This window comes from Butyrivibrio sp. WCE2006 (genome assembly GCF_000701985.1).
In the GTDB taxonomy this organism is placed as follows: Bacteria; Bacillota; Clostridia; order Lachnospirales; family Lachnospiraceae; genus Butyrivibrio.
On sequence record NZ_JNKH01000016.1, the window covers coordinates 49,724 to 63,660 of the forward strand.

At 40.5% G+C, this 13,937-nt stretch carries 11 protein-coding genes; 10 read left to right on the forward strand and 1 reads right to left on the reverse strand.

The window, feature by feature from the left end; translation table 11 throughout:
* The first annotated feature begins 8 nt into the window (after positions 1–8).
* A complete protein-coding gene (locus T501_RS11550) occupies positions 9–293 on the forward strand; it encodes a phasin family protein (RefSeq protein ID WP_026510862.1) in 285 nt (94 codons plus the stop codon).
* Complete coding sequence (locus T501_RS11555) at positions 293–2,026, forward strand: ABC1 kinase family protein (protein WP_242832993.1); 1,734 nt, start codon at positions 293–295, stop codon at positions 2,024–2,026. The genes T501_RS11550 and T501_RS11555 overlap by 1 nt, the downstream gene beginning before the upstream one ends.
* Positions 2,027–2,149: 123 nt before the next feature.
* On the opposite strand, the gene T501_RS11560 is transcribed toward T501_RS11555, so the two are convergent.
* Positions 2,150–3,016 (reverse strand): DegV family protein, encoded by an 867-nt coding sequence (locus T501_RS11560; protein ID WP_044914931.1) that lies wholly within the window; start codon positions 3,014–3,016, stop codon positions 2,150–2,152.
* 193 nt (positions 3,017–3,209) lie between these two features.
* Here T501_RS11560 and T501_RS11565 point away from each other — a divergent pair, with 193 nt between their 5' ends.
* The 8 genes from T501_RS11565 to T501_RS11600 all read left to right on the forward strand — a co-directional run bounded on the left by T501_RS11565 (position 3,210) and on the right by T501_RS11600 (position 13,752).
* Positions 3,210–4,739 carry a glycosyltransferase gene (locus T501_RS11565; protein WP_050008279.1) on the forward strand — a complete coding sequence of 510 codons (1,530 nt, stop codon included), beginning with the start codon at positions 3,210–3,212 and terminating at the stop codon, positions 4,737–4,739.
* 121 nt (positions 4,740–4,860) lie between these two features.
* A complete protein-coding gene (locus T501_RS11570) occupies positions 4,861–6,114 on the forward strand; it encodes a hypothetical protein (protein ID WP_044914933.1) in 1,254 nt (417 codons plus the stop codon).
* A gap of 147 nt (positions 6,115–6,261) precedes the next feature.
* Positions 6,262–8,064, forward strand: a complete 1,803-nt coding sequence (locus T501_RS11575) for an alpha-glucosidase (protein WP_050008280.1) — start codon at positions 6,262–6,264, stop codon at positions 8,062–8,064.
* A gap of 68 nt (positions 8,065–8,132) precedes the next feature.
* Positions 8,133–8,978 (forward strand): hypothetical protein, encoded by an 846-nt coding sequence (locus T501_RS11580; RefSeq protein WP_026510865.1) that lies wholly within the window; start codon positions 8,133–8,135, stop codon positions 8,976–8,978.
* Between the two features lie 5 nt (positions 8,979–8,983).
* Positions 8,984–9,637, forward strand: coding sequence for a hypothetical protein (locus tag T501_RS11585; RefSeq protein ID WP_026510866.1), 654 nt, complete (start codon positions 8,984–8,986; stop codon positions 9,635–9,637).
* A complete protein-coding gene (locus T501_RS11590; RefSeq protein ID WP_044914935.1) occupies positions 9,634–10,602 on the forward strand; it encodes a hypothetical protein in 969 nt (322 codons plus the stop codon). The genes T501_RS11585 and T501_RS11590 overlap by 4 nt, the downstream gene beginning before the upstream one ends.
* A 187-nt stretch (positions 10,603–10,789) precedes the next feature.
* A complete protein-coding gene (locus T501_RS11595; protein WP_044914936.1) occupies positions 10,790–13,375 on the forward strand; it encodes a M4 family metallopeptidase in 2,586 nt (861 codons plus the stop codon).
* A 68-nt stretch (positions 13,376–13,443) separates the two neighbouring features.
* Positions 13,444–13,752: a hypothetical protein gene (locus T501_RS11600; protein WP_044914938.1), complete on the forward strand. Its 309-nt coding sequence runs from the start codon at positions 13,444–13,446 to the stop codon at positions 13,750–13,752.
* Positions 13,753–13,937: the final 185 nt, after the last annotated feature.

The following is a 13,937-nucleotide window of genomic DNA, read 5'->3' on the forward strand; positions in this document are numbered from 1 at the left end:
TACAAAAAATGGATAATCTTACAGATGGACTTAAAAAAATCTTACTTGCAGGTGTAGGAGCAGTAGCACTTACTGCTGAGAAGGCAGGAGAAATTCTTGAAGAGATGGTTGAGAAGGGCGAGATTACTGTTGAACAGGGGAAAGCTCTTAACCAGGAGTTAAAGCGCACTGTTAAGGAGAATGCCGGCAAGAAAGAAAACGAAGAAAAGGATCTTAACAAGATTGTGGACGGACTTTCTTCAGATGAGCTTTCAAAGCTTAAGGAAATCATTGCGGCAGCAGAGAATAAATAATGGCTGATTTATCGGATATTGTTAGTAAGATGAGAAAGATGGCTGATGCTCAGGCAGACAGGGCGGAGGCTATGGCGGCTGACGGCGATCTTATATCTCAGGACAAAAAGTATCGAAGTGCTGAGGACAATGCCAGATTCAGGGAGATCAGAGGAGTACTGGCAAGAAATAAGATCACCAGAGGCATATCGCCTGAAAAACTAAGAATTATATTAGAAGAGCTTGGTCCTACTTACATAAAGCTTGGGCAGATTATGTCAATGCATTCTGACATTCTGCCGAAGCGTTATTGTGATGAGTTGGCCAAGCTTAATTTTGATGTTCCGCCTATGCCTTTTTCAGAGGTTATAGAGATCATTGAGGAATCCTATGGCTGTTCCTATCTGGATGTTTTTGAACATATAGAGGAGAATGCTCTGGGCGCTGCTTCTATTGCTCAGGTTCACAGGGCTACTTTGAAGAAGGATGCAGGAGAGGGGAAAAGCAGGGACGTAATAATCAAGGTTCAGCGAAGGGGAGTCTTTGAAGTCATGTCCAGAGACATCAGCCTTCTGCATAGGCTTGTTAAGCTCATGCCTCCGGTTGGTGATCTTAAGAATATAGTGGATCTGGATATGGTTCTGGATGAGATGTGGACCGTTGCCAGAGAAGAAATGGACTTTTTCAAGGAAGCCTGCAACATCGCTGAGTTTAAAAAGAACAACAAGGATATACGCTACGTGGGATGCCCTGATCTGTATATGGAGTATACCACGGACAAGGTTCTTGTTATGGAGTATATAGGCGGATGTGCCATAGATGATGTGGAATATCTGGTCGCTAACGGTTATGACCTTGAAGAGATCGGTAAGAAGTTTGTAAACAGCTTCATCAAGCAGGTTATGGACGACGGATTTTTCCATGCGGATCCCCATCCCGGAAATGTAAGGATAATGGATGGCAAGATCATATGGCTCGACATGGGAATGATGGGCAGACTCTCAGACAGAGACAGAAGGCTCATGGTCCGCGGAGTCAGAAGTATTGCCATGCACGATATTCAGGCTACGGTCAATGCCGTAATTGATCTTGGTGATGTGAGCGGTAAACCGGACAGGGATAAGCTCTATGGGGAAATAAAGACATTCCTTGATCAGTACGGATCAGTTGCTTTCGGAAGTCTTGATATATCAGCAGCACTTCAGAGCCTTATGGACATAATGAAGGAAAACGGAATAGCTCTTCCTCACGGCATGACGATGTTATGCAGGGGACTTGCACATGTGCAGGGAGTTCTTGCAACCATCAGTCCTGATATCAATATGATGCAGATAGCCACCACCAAGATCATGAGTGATTTTATGGAAAATCTGGATCTGACAGAAGAGATGTCAAAGTATGGCAGGGCAATTTATCGCGCCGCTGACAGAGGTATAGAGATTCCGGTTTTGCTATCCCAGGTAATGAAAGAATATCTTGCTGGTCAGAGCAAGGTAAATATAAATATCAATCCTTCCAAGGAATTTGATGAGCTTATCTATTCATCAATTAGAAATATGGTCATAGGACTTGGAGTTGCAGCACTTCTAATTGCATCAAGTGTTATGTGTACAACCTCAATGGAGCCGAGGGTTTTCGGGATTCCGGTCCTGGGGGCTGTAGGCTTTTCCTTTGCGATGGTGGTGAGTGGATTTTTGATTCTGCGAAATATCGGATTAAAAATTCTGGCAAGAAGAAGGCGCAGAAGAAGATAATAAGTGAAGGCACCGGCAAAGTGCTCTGATTAAAAATTAAACCCTGTTCCGCATATTTTACACCGGAAGGTTATAACCTTCAGAATTGGTGTGAAATATTTGCGGAGCAGGGTTTATATTTTCTTATCTCTCGATTCCCCAGAAAAACAGACCAAGCATTCCGGGACCAACATGAGCACCTGAGAAAGGTTCATGCTGTGATATGGTTATGCGTGCCTTGGGATTTATCTCCATTACCATGGCAGCCAGTTTATTGGCATCATCTATGCAGTCTCCGTGGGAGATGCATACTATCTGGTCATCGGTATCAACAATGCGCTTCTCGGCATATTTCTGAACGATGGCCTTTATCGCATTTTTTCTTCCTCTGACTTTGTCACAGGATATAATGTGGCCGGTGCTGTCACCGAATAATATGGGCTTGATATTAAGAATGGTTCCTATCTGAGCAGTAACACCACTTACGCGACCTGTGTTTTTAAGAAAATTAAGGTCATCCACCGTGAAGTACTGACATGCGTGCGGAACTGCTTCATCCAGTATTCTTGCAGCCTCTTTAGTGTCGCAGCCCTCCTTGTTAAGCTTTGCAGCTTTTAATGCAAGGATACCGTTACCAAAACCACAGCCATGTGAATCAACTATATGTATAAAACTGTCAGGATATTCTTCCATAAGATCAGTTGCAGCAGCAACAGCAGCGTTATAGGTTCCGCTAATCCCGGAACTCATCGCTATGTAGATAATATCTCCACCCTTACTTGCGATAGGTGTGAAATGCTCCAGAAACAATGCGGTATTAAGAAGGCTCGTTTTTACCTTATCCCCATTTTTAAGTCCTTCATAATATGCATGACCATCAAAATCTTCAATATCACCTGTGTAAGTTACAGGTATGTCATTTACAAGATAGTCACAGGGCAAAAGCTCAATTCCATCAAGCAGCTGCTTGGGCAGATTGGCACAGCCGTCTGCAAATACAGTAAAACTCACTTTTCATTCCTCCACAAAAGATAAAAATCATGTAGTACATTATACCATATTTAAGATTATAATAGTATGAGTATGGGGAGTAACAAAAATAAATCCGCAATTCTGCGGGTGCTATTTTGCCTTGAAATCTACAGTACAACAGACATTAGAATGAATATTTGAATTTCTATATTACAACTCGGAGGGGAACTTAATGAACATATGCTTATTGAACGATTCATTTCCACCGGTCATCGATGGTGTGGCAAATGTGGTAATGAATTATGGAAGGATTTTGACAAGTGAACTGGGAGCGGAAGTTGTCGTTGGTACTCCGCGCTATCCGGATGCCAAATATGATGGATATCCATACAAGGTTATTCCCTACAGCAGCTTTGATACATCTGAGCTTGTCAAAGGATACAGGACAGGGAATCCTCTTGCCATGCGTGAAATAATGCAGATGGCAGAATTTGGTCCGGATATCATTCACACACATTGCCCTGCAGCTTCAACGCTTATGGCGAGGATTCTTCAAAACGAGACCGGTGCACCTATAGTGTTTACCTATCACACTAAATTCGATGTGGATATTGCAAGAGCAGTAGGTGATGGATTCTTAAAAAAAGAAACCGTAAAAGCTATGGTTAAAAATATAGAGGCCTGTGATGAAGTATGGGTAGTATCGGAGGGAGCAGGAGATAACCTTAAATCCCTTGGATATGAGGGCGATGTGCACGTTATGAATAACGGAGTTGACTTTGCCAAGGGCAGGGTAGATGCAGATAAAGTGAAGGAAGTCACAGGAGGTCATGACCTTCCTGAAGGTATTCCGGTATTTTTATTCGTGGGAAGAATTATTAAGTACAAGGGACTTCCACTCATAATCGATGCTCTTAAAAAGCTCTCAGAGGACGGTATTGATTATCGCATGGTATTTATAGGAAGTGGGCCTGATATGGAGGAGATGCAGCAGAAGGTAAAGGACATTGGAATATGCTGTATAAATGAAAAGGGCGATGCATCTGAAAGCTCACTTCCGGGAAAAGTTATTTTTACAGGACCTGTTTATGACAGAGACATTTTGAGGGCATGGAATACAAGGGCTGACCTTTTCTTATTCCCATCTGTATATGACACTAATGGAATAGTTGTAAGAGAGGCAGCAGCCTGCGGACTTGGAAGTGTTCTTATAAAAAAATCCTGTGCCGCAGAGGGTATCACCGATGGACGAAACGGTTATCTCATAGATGAGAATGCTGAATCAATGGCAGCACTTTTGAAAAAGGCAGCAGGAAATCTTGATGCTGTACATGATGTGGGACAGCATGCCATGGATGAGATTTATATCTCCTGGAGCGATGCTGTTCATGCTGCATATGAGCGATATGGGATAATACGTGACATGGTAAAAAACAAAAAGCTTCCTGTTAAGAAGAAGCAGAGCTCAGATTATGTTCTTGAGTCAGCAGCTACGATAATAAAGGGAACGGAGCATATTTTCGACATACCAAGAAATATATACGGCGGTATGAAGGAGAACTTTGAGGACTTCAAGGTGGATTTTAAAGAGGATCTTGAGGAGTTTAAGGACAGGCTTCCTGATGGCGTTAAGGAATTCTCGGAAAATGCCAGGGAAATCACTGAGAAGACCAAGAACAGCGTGTTAAAGAGCATGGAGTTTGCAGGCAGAAGCGTAAAGGAAGGCCTGGACATGAGCATTAACGGAATGAAGAGAGAATGATTTTCCATAAGCAGATTATACATATTATATCTGTCATTTGCCATATGTTGGACATTTGTTGGACGCAGCATACTAGACTGATAGTAGATTAAGAGTGTTTCTTACTTTGAAGGAGGGAAAAATGAAGAATAAGATTTTATTATTGGTTATTGGTTGTGTTTTTGCAATGTCAGGTTGTGGCAGCGCTGCTACCCAGACAGAAAGTGCTGTGGAAAACATATCAGAGGATGCAAGCGCAACTACAGATACTGCTTCATCAGAAGGTGAAGAGTCTACTGAAGAGGCTGCAAGTGCTGAGGATGCAGCATCAGAGGACGAATCATCAGAGGATGCTCTTGAGGAAGAAACAACTGGCACCGATGCGGAAAGTGAAAATGTTGATGAAGACTGGATGGGTAAGGAAACTGCTCCTGACGCAGACGGTAAGATTTCCAACGGATTTATGTCAATTACAATGCCAAAGGAACTTGAAGGAACTTATCTGGCATATACAAATGATAATGAAATAAATATTTATGAAAAGGAAGGCCATGATGACGGATATGGCGGATTCGTTTTCGGTATTTGCTTAGCTGATAACTATGGAGAATACGGCGGAATGAGAACCAAGATTGGTGAGCTCACAGATGCCGATGGAAAGCTTCATCATGTGCTCCTTAGCTTTGCTTCAGAAGTGCAATGGGATTATACGAAGTATGAAGAAGTGCCGGAGGCATATAAAAAGCTTGAGGACAGCTGCAGAGATATAGCTTCTACTTTAGAGGCAGAACAGGGTGGAACTTATGTAGACGGTGGCGGCACTAAGGGTGAGGATTTATATGGCGATCTTGCAAAGGAAATTGCCGCAACTGTTGAGAGTGCCAAGGATGCAAACGAGCTTGAGGCAGCTGATTTAAGTCCCGTTTACTACGCAATCTCACAAGGAGATGAAGCAAAGGATCCCATGGAGGCAATCGGAGTTGCTTATGCTGACTGCAACAGTGATGGCGTTGATGAGATGTTCATAGGTGATATTGAGAACCAGCAGGTATATGACATTTTCGGTTCTGAGAATGGTAAGCCTGTTCATGTAGTTTCAGGGCATTTCAGAGATTACTATAAGGTTAACGGTCCCTTTATTTCAGAGTATGTCTCTGAGAGTGCGGGAGTAAATGTAGCAACCAGCTGGAATCTTGAGCCTAATTCAAGTGAACTGTTTTTACAGTACTCTTTGAAACTTGATGAAACTGACGAAGCTGAGTATAAATGGGCAGTTTCCTATAGCGATGGAAAATGGGAGGAGCTTTCCGAAGAGGAATATAATGATCGCTTTTCCAATTTGGAATATCCTGATGCACCGGCTTTGGAATTTAAGCCTCTTAACAGCTTAAAGTAAAAGTTTTATAATGAATATAAGGATTTGGGGTGACCGGCTGAAATATTCAGCCGGTTGCTTTTTTGACCTTGGCACTTGACGATTATTTCTATCTAAAGAACCCACAAGAATCTTGCATTCTGCAGTAAACGATTATTGAGGTGTGATATGTGTAATGATGATCTGAAAGAAAATGAAAAAGAAATCAAAGAAAGTAGTGTCAATAATTCTGCTGATGGTAGACAGGAAAAGTCTGCGGAAAAAGAAAAAGACTGGTACAAGCGGATGGCTTTTTATCAGATTTGGGTCAGAAGCTTTGCTGATGGTAATGGCGATGGTATCGGTGATTTATATGGTGTCTATGACAAGCTGGAATATGTTAAGTCCCTTGGGGTGGACGGAATCTGGTTTTCACCGCTTTATCCTTCGCCCAATGCGGACTTTGGATATGACATATCTGATTATAAGGACATTCATCCTGATTACGGTACACTTGATCAGTTTAAAAAGGTACTGCATAAGGCCCATGAACTTGGGCTTAAGGTTATCATGGACCTTGTTATAAACCATACTTCTGATGAGCATCCCTGGTTTATCGAGAGCCGTAAGGGGAAGGACAACCCTTACAGTGATTATTATATATGGCGTGATAAGCCCAATAACTGGGACAGCATTTTCGATGGAAAGGCATGGGAATATGACGAGCAGCGAGGCCAGTACTATCTCCATCTGTTCGCCAAAAAGCAGCCTGACCTCAATATGGACAATGAGAAAGTCAGGGAAGAAGTAAAGTCCATAATGCGTTTCTGGCTTGATATGGGGGTGGACGGTTTCAGAGAGGATGTAATAAACTTTATATCCAAAAAAGAGGGGCTTCCTAACGGGATTCCTTTTATTCCTGCGGTTAACGGTATGCCATACTATAAAGACGGACCGCACATTCACGAATATCTTGGCGAATTCAGACAGGTATGCAACGAATATGATTGTTTTCAGATAGGTGAGGGGCCTATGACTACGGTTAACTCTGCACTTAAATATGTGACAGGGGAAAACAAGTCTCTGGATATGATGATTTCTTTTGATCATATGCTGGCAGATTGTCTTTTCACGCAGTACATTCACAGACCATTTTCACTTATAAAACTGAAGAAGGCGTTTACCAAGTGGCAGCTGGCACTTGCAGGAAGAGCATGGAATTCTCTGTATCTTGAAAATCATGATCATCCGCGTATCATAAGCCGCTACGGAAGTGAGTATTATCACAGGGAAAGCGGAACTATGCTGGCGGTATGCTATCTGTTTTTACAGGGCACTCCGTTTATATATCAGGGGCAGGAGATTGGAATGACCAACATACGTCTTAACTCTATAGACAAGTATGTGGATGTTTCCAGTATTGCAAATTACAATACCTATCATTTAAAGGACAGTGAGGAAAAAAGACTTAGGAGAATACATTTGTCAAGCAGGGATTCTGCGCGCACTCCCATTCAGTGGAATGACTCAAAATATGCAGGTTTTTCCACTGTAAAGCCGTGGTTTTATGTTAATCCTAATTATAAAAAGATCAATGTGGCAGCAGAGGAGAAGGACGAATTCAGTATATTGAATTTCTACAGAAAATGTCTTTCTCTCAGAAGAAATTCCAAGGCTCTTTTGTATGGTAATTATAAGGAATACTATCCGAATGATCCGAATGTTTATATGTATGAGAGAAGCTATGGAACTGTGAGCTATCTGATAATATGTTCCTTTGCAAAGATTCCGGTAAAGGTTACGATTCCGGAAAAGTATATAGGAAAAAGGGGACAGCTTATGCTGTGCAATTATCCTGACAGAAAGCAGTACATAAGATATGGGGATAACATGTTTCAGGATCTTGTGAGAAGTGAAATGTGTACTTATGCTGTGAGACATGGAATGTACAGACCTTACGAGACCAGGGTGTACAGATTCAGGATAGATTGATAAAAAGTTTTGTGTGCAGGATTACGTAGTAATCGTGCCAATATACATCTAGGGGAGGAAAACTACAAATGACATTAGATGCTTATTTAAACCCGGAGTTTACATGGCTTAAGAAACTTCTTTTCTTTGCCGTGGGATTACTGGGGGTTTTGGTTTGTAACTTTGTACTTTTGGGAGGGGCGGAATTTACAGCGACCTTTTTGCCAAGAAGGGAGCGTAAAGGTGCTGTGCCCGTGAACTTTCACAAATATGTTCAGCTTTTTTATGAGATGATAATTGCAGGTACATCTGTTATGTCGTTCGCCTGTGCTTATGTTGTTTTTAATCATGTTTACACACTGATGCAAAATGGTGCAGGACATTCGGGACGTTTTACGGGACTGTTCTACAGAGGATGGAGTGATGGTAAGGACTTTGCACTTCTGCTTCTCATCTGTTTATCCTGTGTATTCAACTCATTTCTGGATAAACTCATTATTCCGCTGGCACGTCTTTCTAAGGAAGAAAAGGCTTCCATCAGAATGTTGGCTATGTTTTACGCGATAATAATTCTTATTTATCTGAACTTTATCGGTGATGAAAGTGAGTACAGTCCGGTAATGATGTATTATCTGGGATTAATGGTTGGTAGATTTGTTTACTTTGATGCATCCTTCTGGGATTTTGTGGAAGCTATAAAAAATGCATTCTTAAGAATTCCGATGCTTATACTGTGCATAATTTTGTGTGGTGGAATGTGCTTTTTCGGATTCAGAATGGGATTTTTACTGGAGAGGAATTATTACATAGTCGGTATATTTTATACGCACCTTTTCCTGCTGCTGGCAGTTTTTATAATCCATCACAGCAGACTGATGAAATTTGTGGTTAAGGAGAGTCCTTCTGAAAATGAAGAATATGAGGATTTGGAGTAAGTATTATGGAAAGTGAGAAGCAATCAATATTCTTAAATGAATACATGATGACGACAGCCTGCCTTTTTGCTGTTATTACCAGTGTCATCTCTGCAGTTCTTATACGGCCTTATGGCGATAAATTTGCCATGTTTGAAGTATTGGTAAAGCTTGTGACTGTAGTATGTATGTATTTTGCCTACAAGAGATACAGCTGGGATGTTGCCAAGGGAATGATGGGCGGAGTACTGTTCTGTCTCATGTATCAGGAAGCGCATCTTGTGCTTGGACAGTTGTGGGGAGAGGAGGATTTTGATACCTATCTTGTGATCGGTGTGCAGGGAAGTATATACCTTGCGGCAGCAGGCATGTCGTTTCTGATGACGATAATTATTACGATAAATCATTTCATAATCAATTATGCAAAAAAAGGCAATCCGGGGAATGTTATATTGAACAGAATAGCCATTATCTATAAGGTTGTGGTTTATATCATCCTGATTGTGGCTAACAGTAACCTGGATTTTGCCAAAGATATCTTGTGGGAGAACGGGCTTCAATATTTGACAGACATTGCCATTTTCCTATTGATCGTAAGTATCGAATCACAGATTGATTCCTTTAAGGTGCTTAGGGATGAGCTGCTTAAACAAAAGAAAGAAAGGAAGAAAAGCCAATGAATATGAGAAAACGTTTATCAGGAATGTGGCTTATGTCCATGGCGCTCCTTTCATATGGTGCTTACACTACTTTCTTTGTAGCACAGATGTCAGCTCCTTATATTGTCTATTGGACATTGCCTGTTTTTCAAAGTGTGGCACTGGTCATTTATTTATGGGGACCTGAGAAGATTAAATTCAAGCCCTTGAGGATCATGTATCATCTTTGCTACATGACTTCGTTTTTGGTACTTCCCGCTTTTATATTTATTTTTATGGGGCTTATATCTCAGTATCACATTAATATTCCTGAGAGCATTGATGCGACTCGTATGTCGGTAGAAGAGATACTTCCGGGAGATGGAACCACCATTTACAGGACAGATAAGGTGTATATATTTTTCCCTGAGTATAAGACAGTGGATATGGAATGCGGCAATCGTCCTTCACAGTCCGATGAGTCAATAACCTGGTGCTGCGGGGCAGCTTTTCAGCATGCAGTCGAGCTGGGATTCTCACAGGACAATATTGAAGGGGATCATGCATCCCATGGCGAGTTCTATGACAGTCCCTATGACAGGGATGCGGACGGAGCCTTCGTGTTTGCTGATGGAAAATTCGGTTTTGAATTTGGTGATAAAGAGAAAGCTGTCAAAAAGGCTGCAGAGGCAGGCGGCAGCGGATTTATGCAGCTTGCGATGATAAATAATAAAAAGGCAGTGATGAATTTCGACAGACCCAGAGCCAGATGTTACAGAACCCTGGCAGAGCTCAATGGACATCTTTGTGTAATCGATTCTGTGAAGATGATGCATTTTGGCGAGTTCATGGAGGAGCTTAAACGAATCGGTGTTACTAATGCCGTATACATGGATATGGGTGCAGGCTGGAATTATTCCTGGTACAGGAAGGCAACAGGAAAAGTAAGAACGCTTTTTGGATTACCTGTTCCGTGGTCACATAACTGGGTTGTTTTTAGAAAGTGAAAATAATAACCCTCTCTGAACAGTTCATAAAAACTTAATAGTTAGTATATAGAAATGATATGGATTCCTCCAAGATTAGCATATTTACTATGTTATCATGGATTAAAGTATTTGCGATCGTATTGCGTACTCCAGGCAATTGATGTTTGTATCAGTGGCGTCTTTGGTCCATTTTTGGAGGTTATCTATGAGAATGAAGTTGTGTAAGCTTGTTTTTTCATATCTTTTGATTGTGTCAATGATTGCTGTTCCCGTAATTGCGGCAGGAAGTGATTCAAAAGACGTATCCGACGAATGGAATCAGGATATTAGATTATCAATAGCTGATGAGCACCAGCTGATGAAAGAAGCCGGAATGAATCTGGATTCCTGGGATAGTGCTGTTGCTAAAGCAATGCAGGATGGATTTTCAAATCCGATTACGGAAGCTGCACTTAAAGATTCTAATGGTGATGTTCCATTCAAGAAGGAGAATGACCAGATCTATTATATTGGCAAAAGCACCCTGTTTGGGAAAGTGCCTGATGCTATTGCGGCTTATCACCTGGCATATCAGCTTGTAGATATACTTGGAGGTTCATCGGATACAGAGCTTCAGTTACGTTTAAAAATAACCATGAACAATAACACGATATATGTGTTTTGTCAGATGTGTGATTTTGAAGAAGTGCTGGGAGGAGGCATTAAAATTGCTCTTGATGAGAACGATGAAGTGACTGCTGTTTTTTCCTGCATTGATTCAGAGAAAGAAAATAAGGCAGAGAGAATAAGCAGAATAGAGGCGGAAGAGATTGCTGTTTCCAATTGTAAAAAAAATAGCCTGGAAACAGAGGTATATAGTGAATATACAGAAAGGATCTACAGATGTCCGGTTACGATAGGTGAGCTTTTAAATTTGGATTATCAAGATTATATGATTAACGAGCTGGTATGGGTTGTATATACAAAAAACACCGAAGGAGAGGAGAAACCATACCTTGCACATTATATTAAACTTGATGGTACATATATCATTAGTTTTCCGGTAAAAGAACCATCTGATCAGGAAGCCCGGGGCGGATATCCACGGAAGGATATTTTTGAAGGCCTCATAGCAGATACCTTTACCGGCGTTGTTACTGACGCTTATGGTAATGAAAGAACAGTTACGATTCCTGTTATGCGAAGTGAGTCTGAGGGATGCTGGTATCTTGGAGATCTTGACAGGAGAATTGCTGTTGCAGACTTTTATGAAGCGGCATATGGCGAGAATCATGATATTGTGCTTGTAAAAAGTGAAGACAATAAGGATTGGGATAATCATGATATTTATACTCTATATAATTATATTCGCGCCAATGATTTTTATTCAGCTATGGGATGGAATGGTCCGGATGGAATGGGGACTGATCAGATAATTTTGAAGGAGCTTCGCTTCAGAAATGGAAATGTTTATGAAAATGCCGCCTTTCTTGGAAAATTTAATGGTTGGGTATTCTTTGGATATACACCGTATGGAGCAAGTGGGAATCCAACAAACTTCACATTGGCGCTTGACGTTATGGTACATGAGTACACACATGCATTTACAACAACAGTAATGATGCAAAACATGTATGAAAATGATACGGGAGCTATAAATGAAGCAATGTCTGATATAATCGGGAATCTTGCTGAGTATATATGTAATGATACTGAAGATACAACATGGTTATTGGGAGAGAATATGGGTTATCCAGTTAGAAGTATGCTTAATCCGGAAGACTTTTCACAGCCCAGTAGTGTATGGGGGAGATTTTATACTCCTAGAACTGACAAACCAAGTGACATGAATGATCGAGGCGGAGTACATTATAACTCATCATTGCTTAATTACTTTGCAGCAAAGCTTTGTACAGAGTATGGAATGAGCTATCAAGAGGCGGTTTCTCTTTGGATTATGGCAGCTGTTGGAATGGCACCAAAAATTGATTATATTCAGATGGAAGGCTTGATTTCATGGGCGATGGAACAAAGCTTAAGAAGTGACAAATATAAAGAAGCTCTCACAAATATGATTGATGAGACCAGGATTTACACTACAGAATTACCGGATAAGCTGCCTAAGGGACAGAAAATGATAATGCTGGAATATCCGGATACAGAAGCATTTGAAAACAAGAACTGGGTGCTGCTCATATATCAATATAAATTGAAAACTCCTGTTGACAGATTATGGGATATTTTTGAATTCTTTAGAGAACTGTTTGTTCGAACGAAGGATGAGACTGAACAGGCGCTTACCGATTTTGATGTGGAAACTGAAATAGACAGAAGACTTGAAGCGCTGCAGAACGATCAGCTTAATGCTATGCTTACGACATTTGCTTCTGAAATTATGAATTATTGGATAAAATCAGAGACTTATTCAATATGTTATGAAGATATGGATACAGGGGTAGTTCCGTCTGTTGTAATGGATGAACCATCAGTATATTTACTGGTGAACTTCAGTGATGAAGGTTTGGAGATAAGGAAAACTCTGCTATTTGTAGATGGCGGATGGTTGGATGTTACTGACAAAGCACAGTCCTTACATGGGAATATGAAATTAGATGAAAGTTGGATAGAGCTTGTGAGCAGGGCTGTTAGTTATGCGATTAAAACTGTGTATAAATATAAGTTTATCAATTTCTGGGATAACTTGTTTAACAGTTCAGAAGAAATCCCAATTGAATATTTGCCTTCAACAGGACTCGAGAGTATTCAGCTGGAAGTTTATTATTCCAAAACTGTATTGAATAAATTGTTGTAGAATAAGTAGGAAAGGTATAGTATATCATGGGAAATATTTTATACAGGTGAAGAGGGAGAAGTGAAATTGTGAAAAATGTGACTGTTGACTTTACAAATCATATCATACATATCAGAGCAAAGAAGTATCAGGATAGCAAAGAGATGGATGATGTGGAAAAAGAAATGTTTTCATCTTTTTTTCCTGAAAAGAAATATATGACTGATTACAATTCATATACATGGGATTTTGAATCAGAGATTTTTATTGTAAATCAGGATAAACGAACTGTTATAAAAGATGATGGAGAGATGAGGTACCTTCCGGAACTAATAATTCCTATGCCGAATCTCTCGCGTAAATATAAGGAATTTATGAATATTGTAATGTCTATCTAATGCCTGGCTTTCCACACAGATACATATACTGTAGTTTCATTATGACTGCATGTATGAAATAGTGTGGAGAGCCTTTCTTATCATATAGGAAATTCCGTTGGATTTCCTATGCAGAGTTGTGGTAAGCAACAAAGTTTATAAAATCTTTATCAAATGCATAATTGTGTAACTTTAGTTTGGGAGTA

Coding starts and splice junctions, on each gene's coding strand:
- T501_RS11550 (WP_026510862.1), top strand. CDS start 9: ATGGATAATCTTACAGATGGACTTAAAAAAATCTTACTTGCAGGTGTA.
- T501_RS11555 (WP_242832993.1), top strand. CDS start 293: ATGGCTGATTTATCGGATATTGTTAGTAAGATGAGAAAGATGGCTGAT.
- T501_RS11565 (WP_050008279.1), top strand. CDS start 3,210: ATGAACATATGCTTATTGAACGATTCATTTCCACCGGTCATCGATGGT.
- T501_RS11570 (WP_044914933.1), top strand. CDS start 4,861: ATGAAGAATAAGATTTTATTATTGGTTATTGGTTGTGTTTTTGCAATG.
- T501_RS11575 (WP_050008280.1), top strand. CDS start 6,262: ATGTGTAATGATGATCTGAAAGAAAATGAAAAAGAAATCAAAGAAAGT.
- T501_RS11580 (WP_026510865.1), top strand. CDS start 8,133: ATGACATTAGATGCTTATTTAAACCCGGAGTTTACATGGCTTAAGAAA.
- T501_RS11585 (WP_026510866.1), top strand. CDS start 8,984: ATGGAAAGTGAGAAGCAATCAATATTCTTAAATGAATACATGATGACG.
- T501_RS11590 (WP_044914935.1), top strand. CDS start 9,634: ATGAATATGAGAAAACGTTTATCAGGAATGTGGCTTATGTCCATGGCG.
- T501_RS11595 (WP_044914936.1), top strand. CDS start 10,790: ATGAGAATGAAGTTGTGTAAGCTTGTTTTTTCATATCTTTTGATTGTG.